The 21,814-nt window shown below is 32.2% G+C and carries 10 protein-coding genes, 1 tRNA gene and 1 pseudogene; 10 read left to right on the top strand and 2 right to left on the bottom strand.

Annotation, left to right across the window (positions count from 1 at the left end):
* Positions 1-9 precede the first annotated feature (9 nt).
* Positions 10-1,049, top strand: a pseudogene (locus tag WG945_RS11620) (aldo/keto reductase).
* Positions 1,050-1,167: 118 nt separating this feature from the next.
* Here the strand turns inward: WG945_RS11620 and WG945_RS11625 are convergent.
* Positions 1,168-1,470, bottom strand: a complete 303-nt coding sequence (locus tag WG945_RS11625; RefSeq protein WP_068449177.1) for a DUF6370 family protein — start codon at positions 1,468-1,470, stop codon at positions 1,168-1,170.
* A gap of 135 nt (positions 1,471-1,605) precedes the next feature.
* On the bottom strand, positions 1,606-3,291 hold the full coding sequence (locus WG945_RS11630; RefSeq protein WP_068449178.1) for a glutamine--tRNA ligase/YqeY domain fusion protein: 1,686 nt from the start codon (positions 3,289-3,291) through the stop codon (positions 1,606-1,608).
* A 218-nt stretch (positions 3,292-3,509) separates the two neighbouring features.
* Here WG945_RS11630 and folB point away from each other — a divergent pair, with 218 nt between their 5' ends.
* From folB to WG945_RS11675, 9 genes are all read left to right on the top strand, one after another.
* On the top strand, positions 3,510-3,866 hold the full coding sequence (folB, locus tag WG945_RS11635) for a dihydroneopterin aldolase (protein WP_068449179.1): 357 nt from the start codon (positions 3,510-3,512) through the stop codon (positions 3,864-3,866).
* A 96-nt stretch (positions 3,867-3,962) separates the two neighbouring features.
* Positions 3,963-4,036, top strand: a tRNA-Cys gene (locus tag WG945_RS11640).
* 135 nt (positions 4,037-4,171) lie between these two features.
* Entirely contained in the window at positions 4,172-9,709 is a 5,538-nt protein-coding gene (locus WG945_RS11645) for an alpha-2-macroglobulin family protein (protein WP_068449180.1), read from the top strand.
* 419 nt (positions 9,710-10,128) lie between these two features.
* Positions 10,129-12,477, top strand: a complete 2,349-nt coding sequence (gene pbpC / locus WG945_RS11650; protein ID WP_068449181.1) for a penicillin-binding protein 1C — start codon at positions 10,129-10,131, stop codon at positions 12,475-12,477.
* Positions 12,478-12,592: 115 nt separating this feature from the next.
* The gene (locus WG945_RS11655; protein WP_157603585.1) at positions 12,593-12,745 is read left to right on the top strand and encodes a hypothetical protein; all 153 of its coding nucleotides are present in this window, start codon (positions 12,593-12,595) and stop codon (positions 12,743-12,745) included.
* 214 nt (positions 12,746-12,959) lie between these two features.
* Positions 12,960-13,805 carry an MBL fold metallo-hydrolase gene (locus WG945_RS11660; RefSeq protein WP_068449182.1) on the top strand — a complete coding sequence of 282 codons (846 nt, stop codon included), beginning with the start codon at positions 12,960-12,962 and terminating at the stop codon, positions 13,803-13,805.
* Between the two features lie 4 nt (positions 13,806-13,809).
* On the top strand, positions 13,810-15,441 hold the full coding sequence (locus tag WG945_RS11665; RefSeq protein WP_068449183.1) for a S8 family peptidase: 1,632 nt from the start codon (positions 13,810-13,812) through the stop codon (positions 15,439-15,441).
* 104 nt (positions 15,442-15,545) lie between these two features.
* Positions 15,546-17,336, top strand: a complete 1,791-nt coding sequence (locus WG945_RS11670; protein WP_231874616.1) for a M1 family metallopeptidase — start codon at positions 15,546-15,548, stop codon at positions 17,334-17,336.
* A gap of 274 nt (positions 17,337-17,610) precedes the next feature.
* Positions 17,611-21,810: a T9SS type A sorting domain-containing protein gene (locus WG945_RS11675; protein WP_068449187.1), complete on the top strand. Its 4,200-nt coding sequence runs from the start codon at positions 17,611-17,613 to the stop codon at positions 21,808-21,810.
* The last annotated feature ends 4 nt before the right edge of the window (positions 21,811-21,814 follow it).

Consider the following 21,814-nt stretch of genomic DNA (forward strand, 5'->3'; position numbering starts at 1 on the left):
CACATTACTATGAAATACACAAAATTACCAAATACAGATATTAAAGTTTCTAAGATTTGTTTAGGAACCATGACTTGGGGAAAACAAAACGCGCAAGAAAAAGGTTTTGAACAAATGGATTATGCTTTAGAACAAGGCGTAAACTTCTTTGATACGGCAGAATTATATGCAGTTCCTGCAACGCCAGAAACGTATGGAACTACAGAAACAATTATAGGAAATTGGTTTAAAAAAACGGGGAATAGAGATAAAGTTGTTTTAGGAAGTAAAATAGCGGGTTCTGGACCTTATACAGCGCATATTAGAAAAAACGGATTTGCAAAGGAAGCAATATAGATGCTGTAGAAGGTCGTCTTAAAAGGTTGCAAACAGATTATATAGATTTGTATCAGTTGCACTGGACAGAAAGAGGTGTTAACTGTTTTGGTACAAGAGATTATCCTTATAAAACTTCTAATAAAGAGGCAGAAAATCATGTAGAGATTTTAGAAACGCTACAAACTTTAATCAGCGAAGGTAAAATTAGACAAATAGGTTTGTCTAATGAAACACCTTGGGGAACAATGCAGTATTTACAGGCTGCTAAAGAAGTGAATTTACCAAGAATGGCTACAATTTAGAATTCGTATTCTTTAATACATCGTAGTTATGAATATGGAATGTCTGAAGTTTCTATGAGAGAAAATATTGGTTTACTAGCATATTCTCCTTTGGCACAAGGGGTTTTAACGGGTAAGTATTTAAGAGGACAAAAACCTGCGGATGCAAGAGGAATTTTATTTCCTAATTATATTACTAGATATCAAACGGGGGCTTCGGAGCAAGCAGTTTTGGCCTATGAAGCAATTGCGTTAAAAAACGGAATCACTTTAGCCGAATTATCTTTAGCATATATTAATCAATTACCGTTTGTAACGAGTAATATTATTGGTGCTACAAAAATGAGTCAGTTAAAAGAAAATATTGGTAGTATTCATATTAATTTATCAGAAGAAATTTTGAATGAAATAGAAGTTGTTCATAAGTTAATTCCGAATCCTGCTCCATAAAAAGTAAGCAGTTTCAGTTTACAGTATAAAAAAAATCCGATGAAAATTATTTCATCAGATTTTTTTTGTTGTATTTCCTGCAAAGGCAAGAATCTATTTTTCTTATGTCTTGGTTCTTTTACTCCATCAACTTAATATCACTTGCAAAAAAGCGTCCGTTTTCTACAACACCAGTAATTTCTGCTTTTCTAATAGCGTTACAGAAGCCAATGTTTTCATCATGTGCATCACCAAAATCATTAATTCCAAAACCATCAACAAAATAAGCTTTATCATCAAAACGAACAGCCAAACTACAACCTTCTTCAGAATCTAAATGAAGCTGACATTGGCCACAAGATATTTCTGCAACTTGCTTAATTTCTTTCTTGTTAGAACAAGAAGCTAATATTAATAAACTTAAAACGATTAATTTTTTCATAATTATAAATTTTAAATGAACATATTATTGTAAAACATAACAGTGATAATCAATCGCCCATTGATACTGCTATTGAATACTAATCAACACAACAGTGATAACTCTACTGAATATTGTGTAGAGAACATTGTCAACTTATTTCCCTCCCCAAGAATCTCTCAATCCAACAATTTTGTTGAAAATTAAGTTATCTGTGGTAGCATCATCATCAACATTAAAATAGCCCATACGCTGAAACTGAAAACGTTCTCCAATTTTAGCAGTTTGTAAACTAGGTTCTACAAAAGCAGTTATTACTTCTAAAGAATTAGGGTTTACAAATTCCATAAAATCTTTGTCTTTATGAGCATCCGGAGCTTCATCTAAAAACAACCTGTCATAAGCTCTTACTTCTGCTTTTACAGCATGTTTTACAGAAACCCAATGCAAAGTACCTTTTACTTTACGCTTGCTTTCTTCTGTGTCCATTCCAGATTTTGTTAACGGATCGTATGTACAATGAATAACGGTAATTTCTCCGTTTTCATCTTTCTCACAGCTCGTTGCTGTAATAAAATAAGCATTTTTTAAACGAACCTCTTTTCCTAATTTTAAACGGAAGAATTTTTTGTTAGCTTCTTCTCTAAAATCTTCACGTTCTATGTAAATTTCTCTAGAAAAAGGAACCTCTCTTGTTCCAAAACCTTCTTCATAATCATTATAATCAGCCGTTAACATTTCTTCTTGTCCTTCAGGATAATTATCAATAATTACTTTAACTGGGTCTAAAACACCCATGACTCTTTTAGCAGTTTTGTTTAAATCCTCACGAATTTTAAACTCTAAAAGTGCTACATCAATTATATTTTCACGTTTAGAAACACCAACCGTTTCTATAAAACTTTTAATAGACTCTGGAGTATAACCACGTCTACGCAAACCAGAAATAGTAGGCATTCTAGGATCGTCCCAACCAGCCACAATTCCTTTTTCTACCAACGTTAACAATTTACGTTTACTCATAATTGTATAACTCAAATTTAAACGAGAAAACTCACGTTGTTTTGGCGGGTTCGGATATTCTGCACTGCTAAAAGGCACAACATTATCTCTAAACCAATTATACAATTCTCTGTGAGGTTTAAACTCAAGAGAACATAAAGAATGCGATATTTGCTCAATATAATCACTCTCACCATGCGTCCAATCGTACATTGGGTAAATACACCAATCATCACCCGTTCTGTGGTGAGATTTATACATAATTCTGTACATTAAAGGATCACGCATCAACATATTTGGGCTCTCCATATCAATCTTTGCACGCAAAGTATGTTCCCCTTCCTTAAATTTTCCGTCTTTCATTCCTTGAAATAATTCCAAGTTTTCTGCTACAGAACGCGTTCTAAAAGGGCTATTTGTACCAACTTTAGTTGGCGTACCTTTTTGCGCTCTCATATCTTCCGAAGATTGAGAATCTACATACGCTTTTCCATCCTTTATCAACAAAACTGCCCAATCGAACAATTGCTGAAAATAGTCTGATGAATAACATTCATTTGCCCAAGAATACCCCAACCAAGAAATATCTTTCTTAATGGCATCTACATATTCTTGCTCTTCTTTTGCTGGGTTTGTATCATCAAAACGCAAATTTACAGGCGCATTATAAGTCTCACCTAAGCCGAAACTAATTCCGATTGCTTTTGTGTGACCAATATGTAAATACCCATTTGGTTCTGGCGGAAAACGAAAACGTAAATTTTCTTTAGGCATTCCGTTTGCTAAATCCTCTTCAATAATATGCTCTAAAAAATTGAGCGATTTTTTCTCTTCAGACATCTGTTTCGGTACAAAATTAAGCCCCAAAATTACATAAAATAACTCATTTTTAAGTTCTTTTTTTTGGGTGTTTCCCTGCGGGTCGTGCTTTACACTGTAGTTTTTTATAGTTTTAGAAAAAAAACTATAAAAAAGCTGCCGTTTCTATCACTAACACGGTTGTAGAAAGTCAATAAAAATCGGTTAATAAAGCTATATTTGTACTTTTAAAATACAAAATGGGAATAATACAAGTAAACAATATTAAACTCTATGCTTTTCATGGATGTTTAGATGAAGAAGCAAAAATAGGATCTGAATATAGTGTAGATGTAGAAATTAAAGCCAATTTAAAAAAATCATCTAAAACAGATGAACTGGCAGATACGGTAGATTATGTACACTTAAATCGTATTGTAAAAGAAGAAATGGCAATTCGTTCTAAGTTGTTAGAAGAGGTGGCACAGAGAATATTAGATAGAATTTTTAAAGAAATTTTGATGGTGAAAAAAGCCAAAGTTTCTGTAGCAAAAATCAACCCACCTATCGGCGGAAATGTAGAAGAAGTGGTAATTATTCTTACAAAAAAGCGATAAAGTAAAAAAACACTTGCAATCCTTGTAAATTTGCTTAAATTTGCAATCCTTAAAAACGTATTTTCAATTTATTGTAAATTAGTTTTAAGATAAAAAGGTGTCTTGGCCGAGTGGCTAGGCAATGGTTTGCAAAACCATGTACAGCGGTTCGAATCCGCTAGACACCTCCAAAAACCCCAGTCTTTAAGATTAGGGTTTTTTTTATTTTATGCGAATACTAAGTAAACAGTAGCGAATACTAAACGGTTACCCTTAAGTTAAAAAGGAACACTTACTTTTGATAAGTGTTTACAAATACAATTACTATGAAACTGAAAAATTTACTTTTAACAACCTCAATTTTGCTATTATTTTTTTCTTGTAAGAAAGAAGAAATTAAAACGGATAACATCTTTAAGTTTAAAGAATATATTAGTTACACCACTAGTGGTGTGGTTTCTGTAGCAAATAATATAGAAATAAATCTTGCCAAAGAGGTAGAAGGTTGGGAGGCAAATAAAGAAATTTCATCAGAAATTATTTCTGTAAAACCGTATGTGAATGGTACAATTAAAACGGTAAATAAACATGCTTTTATATTTATGCCCGATGAAAATTTAGACCCAGATACAGAGTACAGTGTTTCTGTAAATCTTAAAGAAATTTATAAAAACACACCTCAAGGTTTTAATGATTATACGTTTCAGTTTAAAACAATTGCACCAAATTTTAATATTCAAACAAATAATTTACAATCGTATTCTAAAGAGTATCAGTATTTAGAAGGTGTTTTAAAATCTGCAGATGTTATTTTATTAGAAAAGGCTAAAAAACTAATAAGTGCTTCTCAAAATGGAACCTCAAAAAATGTAGTTTGGAATGAATCTTATAAAAACGGGAAGGTTTTCGAATTTAAAATAGACAGTATTCAACGTTTTGTAGAAGATTCTCAATTAGTAATTTCTTGGGACGGCGAAGCTATAAATGCAGCATCGAAAGGAGAAAATGAAATTTTAATTCCAGGTAAAAATAATTTTAAAGTACTAAGCTTAAAAGTTAATAACACTACAGAACAATATATTTCTATCAACTTTTCTGATCAACTTAAAAAACAACAGAACTTTGATGGCTTGGTAACTATTGAAAATGAAGAAAAACCGCGTTTTATTGTTAATGGAAACGAACTAAAAGTGTTTTCAGAAAATAAGTTTCAAGGAGATGTTTTGGTAACCGTTTATCAAGGAGTGAGTAATTCTAATAATTATAAATTGAAGGAACCATTTAAGGAAAACGTTACTTTCGAGCAAAAGAAACCAGAGTTAAGAACGATTAGCAGCGGTACTATTTTACCAAATTCTAAAGATTTAAAATTCAATTTTGAAGCTATCAATGTAAAAGAAGTAGATGTTAGAGTTATAAAAATTTATGAAGATAATGTGCTGCAATTTTTGCAAGAAAACAGCCTGAATAGTGACAACGAATATCAAATTAAGCGAGTTGGTAGGCGTGTTGCTAAGCAAACAATTACGTTAATTGATAACAAAGCAGTCAATACTCAAAAATGGAAAGCCTATAGTATAGACTTGGCTAAAATGATAGACGCAGAGCCAGGAGCAATTTATAGAGTAGAATTGAGTTTTAATCAAAGTCAGGCATTTTATGATTGTTCAGAAAATCAGGTTGTAAACTCAGAATTTGAAGAAGTTTATGATGACTTAAGTGAAATAGAAGACGAAGAAGCAAGAGAAGAACAGTATTGGGATAATAAATTATACGATTATAAAGACTATAATTATAACTGGCAAGAAAGAGAAAATCCTTGTCATGAATCCTACTATAGTAACAAAGAAATTACTCAGAATTTATTAGCATCAAACTTAGGAATTATCGCTAAAAAAGGTGAAAATAATTCTTATTTCTTTGCAGTAACAAATATTTTAAATACAAAACCGCAAGCAGGAGCAACAATTAAATTATTTAATTTTCAGCAACAAGAAATTGTAGTAACCAAAACAGATTCAGAGGGATTTGCAAATATTGAAACCTCAAAAGCAGCAGCTTTTGCAGTGGTTTCTAAAGGGAATAATAAAGGATATATTCGTTTATTCGACGGTAATTCTTTGTCTTTGAGTAAGTTTGATGTAGCCGGAACTAAAACAGAAAAAGGCTTAAAAGGGTATGTTTATGGAGAACGCGGAGTTTGGCGCCCAGGAGATAATGTACACTTAACGTTCTTATTAAATGATGCCGATAATAAGTTGCCAAAAAACCATCCTGTAAAATTAGAAGTTACAGACCCTAGTGGAAAATTAGTGTATAAAAAAGTAACTTCAGAGAATCTAAATAACTTTTACAAGTTTACATTTTCAACTGTACAAGAAGCAAAAACAGGAAACTACAATGCTAAAATTTCTGTAGGTGGTGCAAAGTTTTATAAGTCACTAAAAATAGAAACTGTAAAACCAAATCGTTTAAAAATCAAAGTCGATTTTGATGATGAGGTTTTAACCACCAATAAACCTATTAATGGAACTTTAGATGTAAAATGGTTGCACGGAACACCTGCAAAAAACTTAAAAGCAGAAATTAAAGCAAAAGTTACTACGGCAAATTATGGATTCGAAAATTACAAAGAGTATCTTTTTACAGATCCATCAAGAGAGTTTTCTTCAGAAGAAATAAATATTTTTGAAGGGAGTTTAGATGAAAATGGGTTTGCAAAAATTGATAGTAAATTAGCTATTGGTAAAAATGCGCCTGGTATGTTAAATGTGCAGTTTTTGGTAAGAGCTTTTGAAAACGGAGGTGATTTTTCTATTGATACTTTCACTAAAAAATATGCACCTTTTACTTCTTTCGTCGGTTTAAAATCACCAGAAGGAAATAGATATGGATCTTTCTTTACAGATGAAAATCAGACTTTTTCTGTGGTTTCTGTAGATGAAACCGGAAAACCAGTTCAAAGAGATGAAATTGAGGTTGATATTTATAAAATTGAATGGCGTTGGTGGTGGAGTTCTTCTGATGATAACTTATCTAGATATACTTCTAGCACGTATAATAAACCTTATAAAACTTTAAAAATTAGCACAAATACGAAAGGAAATGGAAGTTTCAATTTGAGTATTTCAGAAAAAGATAGAGGTCGTTTTTTAATTCGAGTAATTGATAAAAAAAGTGGCCACGCAACGGGTAGAACGGCTTATTTTTATAAAAATTGGTGGGAAAATAGCGGTTCTGATAATAAAGAGGCTGCAAAAATGTTAGTTTTTTCTGCGGATAAAGAAAAGTACACTGTTGGTGAAACGGCTAAAATTACATTTCCTTCAGGTACTAACGGACGTGCATTAATCAGTATAGAAAATGGTACAAAAGTTTTAGAAACAAAGTGGGTAGAAACACAGAAAGGAAGTACTTCTGTAGAAATTCCTATTAACAAAAATATGGCGCCAAATGTGTTTGTAAATATTTCTTTATTACAGCCACATCAAGTATCAGAAAATGATTTACCAATTAGATTGTTTGGTGTAATTCCGCTTTTAGTAGAAGATGAAAATACCCAACTAGAACCTCAAATTTCGATGCCAGACGAGTTACAGCCAGAAAAAGAATTTGTTGTAAAAGTATCAGAAAAAAACAACAAAACCATGACGTATACTTTGGCGGTTGTAGAAGAAGGTTTGTTAGACTTAACTCGTTTTAGAACTCCAAATGCATTTGATGTTTTCTATGCTAGAGAAGCTTTAGGTGTAAAAACTTGGGATGTTTTTGATGATGTAATTGGTGCATATTCTGGCAGTGTAGATCAAGTTTTTGCCATTGGTGGAGATGGAAGTGCAGCTGCTGCAAAAAATAGAAAAGCAAATAGGTTTAAACCGGTTGTAAAGTTTTTAGGTCCTTTCTATCTAGAAAAAGGAAAAACAGCTTCTCATAAAATTACTTTACCAAATTATATTGGCTCTGTAAGAACAATGGTGGTTGCAGGAAATGTAGCAAATGAAGCTTTTGGAAATGCAGAAAAAGCAGTACCTGTTAAAAAGCCTTTAATGGTATTGGCTACATTGCCAAGAAAATTATCGCCAAAAGAAAAAGTTACATTACCGATTACCATTTTTGCAATGGATAAAAAAGTAAAAAATGTAGCTATACAAGTAAAAACTTCTAACGGAATTACAGTTATTGGCAATAAGACTCAAACACTTAATTTTAAGAAACCAGATGAAAAAATGGTATATTTTGAAATGGATGTTTTAAAAGCAAACGGAATAAATACGGTTGAAATTATTGCATCAGGGAACGGAGAAAAAGCAACTTATAAAGTAGAATTAGATGTAATAAATCCAAACCCAATTACTTCTAAATTGGTAGACGCAACGATTGAAGGGAAACAAACACAAACCATCAATTTTAATACATTTGGAGTTGAGGGATCAAATACCGCAATGTTAGAATTATCTACCATTCCTCAAATTAACTTTTCTGGAAGATTAGAGTATTTAATTCAGTATCCTCATGGTTGTGTCGAGCAAACCACTTCAGGTGTTTTTCCACAATTATTTTTAAATGATATTTTTGATTTAACTGCGGATAAAAAACGTCAGGTTCAGGAAAATATAGAAAACGGAATTAAACGATTAGGAAACTTTCAGCAAGCAAATGGAGGATTGAGTTATTGGTTAGGAGAAAGTGAAACTGATGATTGGGGAACAACGTATGCAGGTCATTTTATGTTGGAAGCGGCAAAAAAAGGATTTGTTTTACCGTTAACTTTTAAGAGTAATTTTATTAGATATCAGAAAAATGCCGCAAGAAATTGGAGACCCGATTACCGAAATAATTATACCGATTTAGCACAATCATATCGATTATATACATTGGCTTTAGCTGGTAGTCCAGATTTGTCTGCGATGAACAGAATGCGAGAGTTTAAACAAATTTCTAACGATGCAAAATGGCGTTTGGCTGCAGCGTATGCTTTGGCAGGACAAAAAGAAGCGAGTTTAGAAATTATGAGTACTGCAAATATTAATTTTACTACTTCTAAATACAATTATTATTCTTACGGTTCTGTAGATAGAAACCGAGCAATGGCCTTAGAAACCATGTTAATTACCAATCATAAAGATGTAAAAGAGGTAGCGAAATCTATTGCAAAAGAATTGTCTAGCAGTAAATGGATGAGCACACAATCTACCGCATATAGTTTGTTAGCAATTGGTAAAATGGTGGTTAAAAATGGAGGGAAATCCATCAATTTAAAATATACAAATAACGGGGAAACGGTTGCTGTAGATACACAAAGTTCTATGGTACAAAGAACTTTAAAAGTGAAAAATGGTGCGAATGCTATCAATATAAATAATGCTGATAATAATATTGTTTTTGCAAGAATTATCAATTCGGGTCAATTGCCTTTGGGAGATGAAATTACAGAAAATAGAGGTTTAAGTGCAGCGGTGCAGTATTTAGATTTACAAGGAAAACCGATAAACATTAACAGTTTAAAACAAGGTCAGGATTTTGTAGCAAAAATAGTAGTGAGCAGCCCCAAAAATGAAACCGTAAAAGACATTGCCTTGACACAAGTTTTTCCGTCTGGATGGGAAATTGTAAACACCCGTTTTACAGATTTTGGAACCACTACCAAAAGCGAAGCGCGTTATACAGATATAAGAGATGATAGAGTCAATTTCTATTTCGATTTGAATCAGCAACCTAAAAAAGTAGCGATAAAAACGTTTACGGTGTTGTTGAATGCAGCCTATTTAGGGAATTATTATTTACCAGGAGTTCAGGTTGAAGCGATGTATGATAATGATTATATGGTGAGAACAAAAGGACGTTGGATTGAGGTTGTAAAATAATAAGATTGTCATTGCGATGAACGAAGCAATCTTTCGATTAAAAAAACAGATTGCTTGGTAGACTTCGCAATGATAGGTAAAAATAGAATTGTCACTCCGAATGAGTTAGGAAGAGGAGTCTCATCATGAATATTTGGTTTGTGAGATTTCTCAATCGCCGAAAAAGCTCATTTCGAAATGACACTCGTGCTTAAAATTAAAGAGTATGATTGTCATTGCGAGGAACGAAGCAATCTTTCGAATAAAATTACAGATTGCTTTGTAAACTGGCAATGACAGGTGAAAATAAGATTGTCATTCCGAATGACGTAGGAAGAGGAATCTCATCATGGATATTTTGTTTGTGAGATTTCTCAATCATCGAAAAGGCTCATTTCTAAATGATAATAGTATTTAATAAAAGATAAACAAACAAAAAATTGAAAATAACAAACTACATAAAACGTCATAAAAAGAAAACAATTCTAGTGGTTGTTTTACTGATTTTCTATGCATTTTGTTTGCCAAGTCAGTTGTTTACCAAGCCAACATCAACTGTAATTACAAGTAATAATAATGAGTTGTTGGGTGCATTAATAGCACAAGATGGTCAGTGGCGTTTTCCGCATAAAGATTCCGTTCCAGAGAAATTTAAAACCTGTTTAATTCAGTTTGAAGACGAACATTTTTACATGCATCCTGGGTTTAATCCGGTTTCTATTTTAAAAGCATTAAAGCAAAATTTACAAGCAGGAAGTGTAAAAAGAGGCGGAAGTACCATTACGCAACAAGTTATTCGATTGAGTAGAGATAATAGATCTCGAACTTATTTTGAGAAAGTTAAAGAATTAATTTTAGCAACACGTTTAGAGTTTAGAGCATCTAAAGAAAAAATTATTTCTTTTTGGAGTTCAAATGCACCTTTTGGCGGAAATGTTGTGGGTTTAGATGCAGCTTCTTGGCGTTATTTTAATAGGCAAGCATCTGATTTGTCTTGGGCAGAATCTGCAACTTTAGCGGTTTTACCCAATGCACCAAACTTGATTTATCCAGGGAAAAATCAACAAAAATTATTGGTAAAAAGAAATCGATTGTTAAGAAAGTTACTCGCTAAAAATATCATTGATTCGTTAACGTATGAATTATCAGTGTTAGAAGAATTGCCTCAAAAACCGTATGCACTCCCTCAAATTACACCACATTTATTACAGAAAATTCATAAAAAAAATAAAGGAGAATTTGTAAAAACAAGCATAAATAAAAAGTTGCAAAATCAAACGAATTTGATTGTAAATAATTATTATAATCAATTGAAAAATAATGAAATATTTAATATTTCTGTGCTGGTTTTAGATGTAAAAACTAGGCAGGTTTTAACTTATGTGGGCAATTCTAAAACATCTAAAATGAATCAAAAAGATGTAGATGTTATAGACAAACCTAGAAGTACAGGAAGTATTTTAAAGCCATTTTTATATACGGCAATGTTAGATAGTGGAGATTTGTTACCCAATATGTTAGTTGCAGACGTACCTACAAATTTTGGAAGCTATCATCCAGAAAATTTTGATAAAAAATATGCCGGAGCAATTTCTGCAAAGTTAGCGCTGTCTAGATCTTTAAATGTGCCAACAGTAAGAATGTTGCAAAGTTTTGGCTTGGAGAAATTTCATGATTATTTGCAAAAGTTAAAGTTGAAAGATTTAAAGAAAGATCCTAATTATTATGGGTTAACATTGGCTTTAGGCGGCGCAGAAAGTAGTTTATGGGATTTATGTAAAAGCTATGCGTCTATGGCATCAACGGTAAATCATTATTTAGAAAATTCTAGTAGGTATTTTAAAAATGAATTTTGCGAACCTACTTTTTATGCTGATAAAAAAATAGACTTCGGAGAAAAATCATCAGAAAAAATCATTTTTGATGCCGCTTCTATTTACCTCACTTTTGAAAGTTTAAAAGATGTAAACAGACCAAATGCAAATCAAAATTGGGAGTTCTTTGATTCTTCTAAACAAATTGCATGGAAAACAGGTACCAGTTTTGGTTTTAGAGATGCTTGGGCAATAGGAATAACCAAAGATTATGTGGTTGGAGTTTGGGTAGGAAATGCAGATGGAGAAGGAAGACCTGGTTTGGTTGGTGTGCAAGCTGCAGCGCCTATTTTATTTGATGTTTTTGATAAATTACCAAATTCAGCATGGTTTGAGAAGCCTTTCGATGAAATGACTGAAGTAGAAATTTGTACCAAAAGCGGTTATAGAGCAACCCAAAATTGCGAAGAAAAAATAACAGAATTTATACAGAATGCAGGCTTAAAAACAGTGCCTTGTCCGTACCATGTTTTGGTAAATGTAGATGTATCAGAAAATTACCAAGTAAATACTTCTTGTGAGCGTTTAGAAAATATCCAACAAAAATCTTGGTTTGTGTTGCCTCCTTTAATGGAGTATTATTACAAGGATAAAAATCCGTTTTATAAACCGTTGCCAAAATTTAGAAATGATTGTTTGGGTGAAGAAAAAAATGCAATGAAGTTTATTTATCCAACAGAAAAAAGCACCATTTTTTTACCAAAGAATTTCGATGGAAAGAAAAACGAACTTGTTTTAAAAGTAGCACACGCTAATAGTGACGCAATTTTATATTGGTATATTGATAGTACCTATTTAGGTAACACAAAAGAGGTACACGAATTTGGCGTGAATTTAAATACAGGAAGCTACCTTATTTCGGCTACAGACAATTTTGGAAACGAGATTCATCAACAAATAATAGTAAAAGAATAATTAACTTAAAGCAGGTAAACTGCAAGTCATAGATAGTAAACTGCAGCTTATCGAACAAAAAAGGTGAAAAGCTAATTTCTATAGTATTTTTGTGTAACCAAATTTCACTACGTTTATGATGATTTCACATGTGCTAGCGGCAACCAACCAATTTCTTTTTGACAATCAATTGTTATTTGTTGTTTTAGGCTTAACAGCTTTTGTTTTTATTGTTATAAGAGTTGCTAAATTTTTAAGTCAATTGAATTTTAATAAGACTTCTAAATAAGTAAACTTCTAATTCAGACTATTTTATTTTAAGGAAAGTTAACTCAAATTTATAATTAATTATTTTGGGTTAATCTTTAGACTTTTCTTAACAAAAAATTATGTTATTTTCTCCATCTTTGCCTTCTGTGTACTTTTAAGAAGTATTATGAATATATTGAATTCTAATTGATTATTTTTATAGTCAATTTTTTTATGATTTTAATCTATACAGAATGAAAATATACCCTATAGAAACTGGAAATTTTAAATTAGATGGTGGTGCAATGTTTGGTGTTGTACCTAAAACTATTTGGCAAAAAACAAACCCTGCAGACGCTAATAATTTAATAGATATGAGCATGAGAAGCATGCTTATAGAAGATGGAGATCGTTTAATTTTGGTTGATACAGGCTTAGGGGCAAAACAGTCAAATAAATTTTATAGTTATTATTATCTTTTTGGAGATTTTTCTTTAGATACTTCTTTAGCAAAACATGGTTTTCATAGAGATGATATTACAGATGTTTTTTTAACACATTTACATTTTGATCATTGTGGAGGGGCAATAGAATGGAATGCGGAAAGAACTTTTTTACAACCTGCTTTTAAAAATGCTAAATTTTGGTCTAATGATAAACATTGGAAATGGGCTACAGAGCCAAACCCAAGAGAGAAAGCGTCTTTTTTTAAAGAAAATATCAACCCAATTAAAGAAAGCGGACAATTAAATTTTATTCATAGTAATTATAAAGATCAAATAGGTTTTGATGTCCTTTTTATGGATGGACATACAGAAAAACAAATGTTACCGATGTTAACTTATCAAGGAAAAACAATTGTTTTTGTGGCAGATTTATTACCAACTATTGGGCATATTCCATTGGCTTACGTTATGGGCTATGACACTAGACCTTTGTTAACATTAAAAGAAAAAGCTGCATTTTTAAACCAAGCAGCAGATAAAGAATATTACCTTTTTTTAGAGCATGATGCTTATAATGAGCTTTGTACCGTACAACATACAGAAAAAGGAGTTAGATTAAAGAACACACACAAATTTATAGATATATTTAATTAATATTATGAGAGTTTTAAAACCAATTTTATATACAGCTTTTGCTGGACTTGTTTTTACAGGTTGTAAATCAATTTCTAACCTTCCAGTTCCTCAAGGTTCTGATGTAGCAATAACAGCAGTAGCTAAAAAAACACCATTAACACAAGAACAAAAAAACACCTGGGGACATTTAGATTTGGTAAAAGATTCTATTCCTGGAATGTCTGTAGACAAAGCGTATGATTTTTTACAAGGTAAAAAAAGTGTTACAGTTGTTGTAGGTGTTGTAGATTCTGGAACAGATTTAGGGCATGAAGATTTAAAAGATGTAGCTTGGGTTAATACCAAAGAAGTTGCAGGTAATGGAATTGACGATGATAAAAATGGTTATGTTGATGATATTCATGGATGGAACTTTTTAGGAGATGCTTACAAAGAAAACATGGAAGCAGATAGAATTTTGCAAAATCCTTCTTTAGAAAGTCCAGAAATTGTTGCAGAGATTCAAGCAGCACACGACATTAAAGTTGGCAATGCAGAAAAGACAAAAACTAGATTTGAGCAAATGTTAAGCGGTGTTAAAGGTGCAGATGAAAATTTAGCTAGACACTTTGGTAAAGACGATTATAGTGCTATAGAAGTTGCGGCAATAACAACCGAAGATCCTTCTTTATTACAGAGTATTGCAATTGCAAAACAAATGTTTGGTTTTGGTTTACCTTCTTTAGCGCAAGCGCAAGAAGAAATTAAAAAGGAGTTAGACAAATCGATTGCTTTATTAAATAACGAATATACTAATTATAGAATAGGAGATAACCCAGAAGATATTAATGATTCTCCTGGTTACGGAAATGGAAATTCTGGAGTTTCAATTAAAAGTGAAGCGCACGGTACACATGTTTCTGGTATTATTGGAGCATCAAGAAATAATGGAAAAGGAGTGAATGGTGTTGCTGATAATGTAAAAATTATGGCAGTACGTTCTGTACCAGATGGAGATGAGTATGATAAAGATGTTGCTTTAGGTTTACGTTATGCAGTAGATAATGGTGCAAAAGTAATTAACACTAGTTTTGGTAAAGGATATTCACCTCATAAAGAGTGGGTGTATGAAGCAATTCAATATGCAGCAAAGCACGATGTATTAATTATAAATGCAGCAGGAAACGATGGTAAGGATATTGATGTAGAAAGAACGTACCCTAACGATTCTAAAGATTTAATAACAGAAGTTTCTGATAACGTATTAACTATTGGAGCAATGAGCTCTAGTTATAATGAAAACTTACCAGCTAATTTTTCTAATTACGGTAAAAAGAATGTAGATATTTTTGCTCCTGGAGTTCAAATTTATTCTACAACTCCAGAAAATGAATATAAACACTTTAGTGGAACTTCTATGGCTGCACCTTCTGCAGTAGGAGTAGCTGCTTTAGTACGTTCTTATTATCCTAAATTAACAGCAAGTCAGGTAAAGCATATTTTAATGAATTCTGGTGTAAAAATTAATTTAGAGGTAATTAAACCAGGATCTCAATCAAGAGAAAACCCTGAAGGAGAATTAGTTCCTTTTGCAGATTTATCAGTTACTGGTAGAGTTGTAAATGCTTATAATGCCTTACAGATGGCAGACAGAATGGTAAACGGAAAAAAGTAATTTATTAATCATAAAAAAGCAGCATTGTTAAAATGCTGCTTTTTTTTTGAAAATTAATCAACATAAATATGAGAAAAATTTATTTTTTAGGATTGTCACTAATAATGTTAACCTCTTGTAAGGTTATAAAAGATACAACGTATGTGGCTAAAGAAACTTATTGGCAACAACATGTAGACTATACAATGGATGTTGATGTAGATGTAAACAACTATCAATACAAAGGAAAGCAGACGTTAGTTTATACAAACAATTCTCCTGACGATTTAAATAAAGTATTTTATCACTTATACTTTAATGCGTTTCAACCTGGTTCTCAAATGGATGTGAGATCGTTAAATATTAAAGATCCAGATAGAAGAGTTAGAGACAGAATTAGCAAATTACAGCCTAATGAAATTGGGTATATTAAAGTTGGTTCTTTAAAGCAAAACGGCGTAGAAGTTTCTCATGAAACTGTAGGAACTGTTTTAGAAGTTCAGTTAAATAAGCCAATTAAATCTGGTGAAACAGTTACTTTAGAAATGGATTTCGATGCTCAGGTGCCTGTTCAAATTCGTCGTTCTGGTAGAAATAGTAGCGAAGGTGTTGCTTTGTCTATGTCGCAATGGTATCCTAAATTAGCAGAATACGATTTTCAAGGTTGGCATACGCCTCCATATATTGCAAGAGAGTTTCAAGGTGTTTGGGGAGATTTTGATGTAACCATTCATATTGATAAGAACTATACTGTAGGTGGTACAGGGTATTTACAAAATCCACAAGAAATTGGTCATGGTTACCAAGATGATTCTAAAGATTTAAACTTGCCTAAAGGCGATAAATTATCATGGAATTTTAAAGCACCAAATGTGCATGATTTTATGTGGGCAGCAGATCCAGAATACATTCACGATGTTTTAAAAATGGAAAACGGAATCGATTTACATTTTTTATATAAGAAAACATTAGAAGCAGAATATTTGAAAAACTGGAAAGATTTACAGCCTAAAACGGCAGAATTAATGACGTATTTTAGTGAGCAAGTTGGTCAATATCCATATAAACAATACTCTGTAATACAAGGTGGAGATGGTGGAATGGAGTATGCAATGTCTACTTTAATTACAGGAAAACGTAAATTTGGTAGTCTTTTTGGAGTTACAGCACACGAGATGGCACACACTTGGTTTCAGTTCTTATTAGCATCAAACGAAAGTTTACATCCTTGGATGGATGAAGGTTTTACTTCTTATATTTCTAATAAAGCAGAAAACTTAATTTTAGATGAAGGTAAAGAAAACCCACATGCAGGTTCTTACAGAGGTTATAGATCTATTGTTACAAAAGGGTATGAAGAATCGTTATCTACACATGCAGACAGATACCATACAAATTGGGCGTACAGTACTGCAAGTTATTCTAAAGGAAATATTTTCTTAAGTCAATTAGAATATGTTATTGGTAAAGAGAATGTAGCAAACGGATTAAAGAAATATTTTAACGATTTCAGTTTTAAACATCCAACACCAAATGACATTAAACGATCTATGGAAAAAACTGCAGGATTGGATTTAAGTTGGTATTTAAACGAATGGACACAAACTACACATACCATAGATTATGGTGTAAAATCTGTAGATAACAATACAATTACATTAGAAAGAGTTGGGCAAATGCCAATGCCAATGGATGTTGATGTAACTTATGTTGATGGAACTTCAGAAAGTTTTAACATTCCATTAGAAATGATGAGAGGTAGTAAGCCAACAACAGCAACCATTTTAAAAGATTGGGGTTGGGCAATGCCAACATATTCTTTTACAGTTTCTAAAACTGTAAAATCTGTTACTATTGATAAAAGCGGATTAATGGCTGATATTAATTTAGAGAATAATGTTCTAGAAGTGAAGTAAAAGTGTTAAAAACCAAATTAATAACCTTTCCTATTAGGAAAGGTTTTTTGTTTGGTTATTTTTGCAATAGAAACAAACCGTGTTAAACTGTTAATTTTTCCATTAAAATAAATATAATTTTCCAACGCTCCCTATTTCTTCAAATGCCCCTAAGAAGTTTTTTCGTTCTTTAATTTTAATTTGCATTTTACATTTTTCTCTATTTTCGAATGGACAAACAGCTGTAAGTACTGTTTATGGAGATAATGGAGGTTTTTATACTTCTACAACGGCTGTGCCTGTAACTTATGATGATTCTAATAATTTATTAGGATTTACAGTAGATGGTGCTACATATTCTACCGGTGTTAATGATGCAACTTTAACAGCTAATAATATAACATATACTACTGGTAATTTTGTTTCATTTCCAATGCCTGCTTCTATTGATTATAAATCGGAAGAATTAATTGGTATTGGAACTAATTGGGGAGGAGTTTCGCAAAACAATAATGCAACAGATTATATAAAAACGTTTAACCCTATTGTTCCTTCTCATTTTGTAAGAGATGGTAGTAATGGTTTAGAGTTAGCAACAAATTTTTTTAATATAGAAAGTCAAGTAATCATATACGATGCTATTGTAATAAATCAGGCAGTAAGTATTAATGATGCGATGCCAGATATTATTGTAACTCAGACAGGAGCTCCTGGAAATACAGATAAGTTTAAATTTATAGATAGTGCAGGTGTTATAGTAGGGTCGGAAATCAACGTTACTTTTGGAAATGTAGCTATTGTAGGAGGAACAGATTGGACTATTTATAGAGTAAATCCTGCTACAGGGTTGGTTAAAAATACATTTGGTATAGACACCTATAGAGACCTAAGGGTTCTTTCTATAAAGTTAAGTGATTTTGGTCTTACAACTAGTAATTTTAACCAAGTAACTAATTTTGTACATACTACTTCTGGTAGTACAGATATTGCTTTTACGGCTTATAATTATGATGCCATAAAAATACTACTGCCGGCAACTGATTTAGAAGTGTCTAATTCAATGATTTCTGCAGATGATTTTTGTGCGCCTACTACGGCTACTTTTACAACAACGATAACTAATAAATCTGCTACCGAATTATCAAAAGATTTTGAGGTAGATTTTACAATTCCAGTTGGTATGACAGCAACTAGTAATTCTGCAGTTTTTTCCGAAGCAGGTGTTTCTCCTTTATCAGCAAGTTTTAATAATACGAATAATACCTGGACTATTGATAATTTATCAGTAGGAGAAAGTGTAACGCTAACAGTTAATACATCCGTAAGTACGGCTTCATTTCCTATCAGTTTTACAGCTACAGCAACCGGATTGTTTCAACCAGATAGTGACCCAAGTAATAACACACAAACAATATCTGAAGCAGGAGAAGATAATGATTGTGATGGTGTAAAAGATACGGATGATTTAGATGATGATAATGATGGGATTTTAGATTCTGATGAAGGAACTGGAGATTTTGATGGAGACGGAATTGCTAATTATTTAGATTTAGATAGTGATGGAGATGGTTGTCCAGATGCTTTAGAAGCAACAGGTACTGTTAAGCAAACGGATTTAGATGCTAATTTTGTAATTATTGGAGCTGTAAATGTACAGGGAATACCAACTTTAACAGAAGCTGGTGCTGGAGTAGGACAAGATATTGGTGATAGCCAAAATGGAAGTGTTTTAGCTTGTGATACTACTGATACTGATTTAGATGGAATAATTGATATTATTGATTTAGATGACGATAATGATGGAATTTTAGATACTGCAGAAAATGCATATAGCGGAAACCCGATTGCAGATACAAATAAAAACGGAATTATAGATTACAAAGACCCAGCTCTTAGTGGTTTTGTAGATTCTAATTCAGATAATATAGATGATCGGTATGATATTGATTTAGATGGAATCATAGATCAGTTTGATACAGATAGTGATGGAGATGGCTGTCCGGATGCTTTAGAAGGTGGTGCAACTTTTACTTTTGCAGATGTAGATGGTAATAATCGATTAAAAGGGGATGTAGATGAAAAAGGTATTCCTGTAGTAGCTAGTAGTAATGGTCAATTATTAGGGAGTAGTCAAGATAATTTAATACAAGACCAAAGCTGTAGTTTGTTACCGGTAATTATTAGTCAAGTGTATCAAACGGCGTCGGGTAACGCAATAGAATTAACAAATATTGGAACAACAACTGTAACTAATATCAGTTTAGTTTTATTTAAAGATTTAGGTATTGCTTCTGCAAGTGCTATTATGCCTACGGCGGATTTAACAATAGCAAGCATACCTGCAGGTGGTTCTGTTGTTATAAAATCTGTTGCATCAATTCCGGGAGTTACTTTTATAAATAGTCCTACCGAATTAACAGATGCTAGTATTACGGATTTAGCAGATGGAGACGATACTATAATTCTTTCAAAAACCATAAATGCTTCTGCATGGGAAAATAGATATGATGTTGTAAAAAATATTAGTAATGAAACTTCTCTGGTTCGTATCGATGAAATAACCAAAGCAAATACTTCTTTTACGGTATCAGAATGGATTTCTTTTATAGATGATGCTATAGCTGTTGTTGGAGATGCAGAGCCAATTCCTGCAATTGTAAGACATGCAAATGCGCCACTTTTATCAGAAGTAAAAACACCAATTAATGAAACAAATTGTGGTTTAGGTTTGCATAGAATAAGTCCAACTATTCGTACAGGAGCTGCGTGGAGTAACGGTTTTCCGGATAAGTCTAGAAATGTAATTGTAAGAGAAACGTATACACATGCTACAGGTAGTTTAAATGCAAGAATCTTAGATGTGCAAGATAGTAATGTGTTAAGTGTGAGTGATAATGCGTTAATTGTGTTAAACAATACTAATATTAATGTGAAAGCGCAAATTAGAATTTTAGGAACTGCACAGTTTATTCAGGTACACGATGGTAAAAGTGCGGTTACCGGTAATGGAAAATTATTAATAAGCCAAAAAAGTAAGGTTCCTAATGTGTTTAGATACAACTATTGGTCGTCTCCAGTTGTAGAATTTATTGGTGGTAATACGTATAGAGTATCAGAAATAATGAAAGATACAGGAGGAGACCTTTCTGCAAATTCTACAATTACAGATATTAATTTTGTAGGTGGTTATGATGGTGCTTCTACTAGTCCTATACAAATATCTAGTTATTGGATTTGGGCTTATTTTAATAGTGCCGGAAATAATGATTGGGTACAATTAAAAGAAGAAGGTTACTTGTCTAAAGGTTTAGGGTATATTATGAAAAGTACAGGTCTTAATCCACAATATTTTACGTTTTATGGAAGTCCGGTTGATGGAGATATTTCATTTAATTTATCAGCAAATACAAATAGTCTTATTGGAAACCCATATGCAGGTACTTTAGATGGAAAAGCATTTATTTTAAATAATGAAGACACTATTGATGGGACGCTTTATTTTTGGGAACATTCTGGTGAAGCATCAGATCAAGGGCACACAAAAGCGGGTTATGAAGGAGGTTATGCTCAATTAACTTTTTCTATGGCAACAGCTGCTACAAGTGTTGTTGGTACAAACGGATTAACAGATTCTTACACGTATACTACTCCATCAAGGTATGTTGCTTTAGGTCAGGGATTTTTTGTGTTTTCAGATACAGACGGAGGAACCATTAATTTTAATAACAAGCAAAGAAGTTATCAAACAGTAGAACCTTATTTTTTTAAAGGACAAGAGAAGAAAACAACTAATAGTTCGCTTCCTATTTTAAAGTTAGGTATGGATTTTACAAATAAAGACTATCTAAAGCTTCATAGGCAAATAGGAATTTCATTTAATGAAAATCATTCTTATGGTTTTGATTATGGTTACGAAAGTGTAATGATAGATGTTCAATCGTCTGATGTTTATTGGGATTTTGATGAAATGGATCATAAGAAATTAGCTATTGCAGGAGTTGAGGGGATTAATGAAGCTTTAAAAGTTCCACTTACAATTCTTGTAGATTCTAATGAACCTCTTTTTATCCGAATAGATGAATTAGAAAATATTGACCGTAAAATTTATTTATTTGATGCTTTAGAAAATACAACTAGAGAATTAAAAACTGATGAGGTAGTTGAATTACCATTGTCAAAAGGAGTTTATGAAAACAGATTTTTTATCACTTTTAATGAATCTAAAGTATTATCTGTAACGGATGAGGTTTTAGAATCTAATTTAAAGGTTTATATGGATAATGATTCGAATAAAATATCAATAGTTAATAAAAGCAGTTTTACTATAGAAAACGTTGCGGTTTTTAATGTATTAGGTCAGAGAGTTAAAAATTGGAGTCTAAATGTATTAGATGAAAAAATTGACTTAGAAGTAGGTGAATTATCAGCCTCTGTGTATATCGTACACGTAAAAACAAACAAAGGAACATTTTCTCGTAAAATGTTAAAAAAATAAGGGA

The organism is Polaribacter atrinae (genome assembly GCF_038023995.1).
Taxonomy (GTDB): Bacteria; Bacteroidota; Bacteroidia; order Flavobacteriales; family Flavobacteriaceae; genus Polaribacter; species Polaribacter atrinae.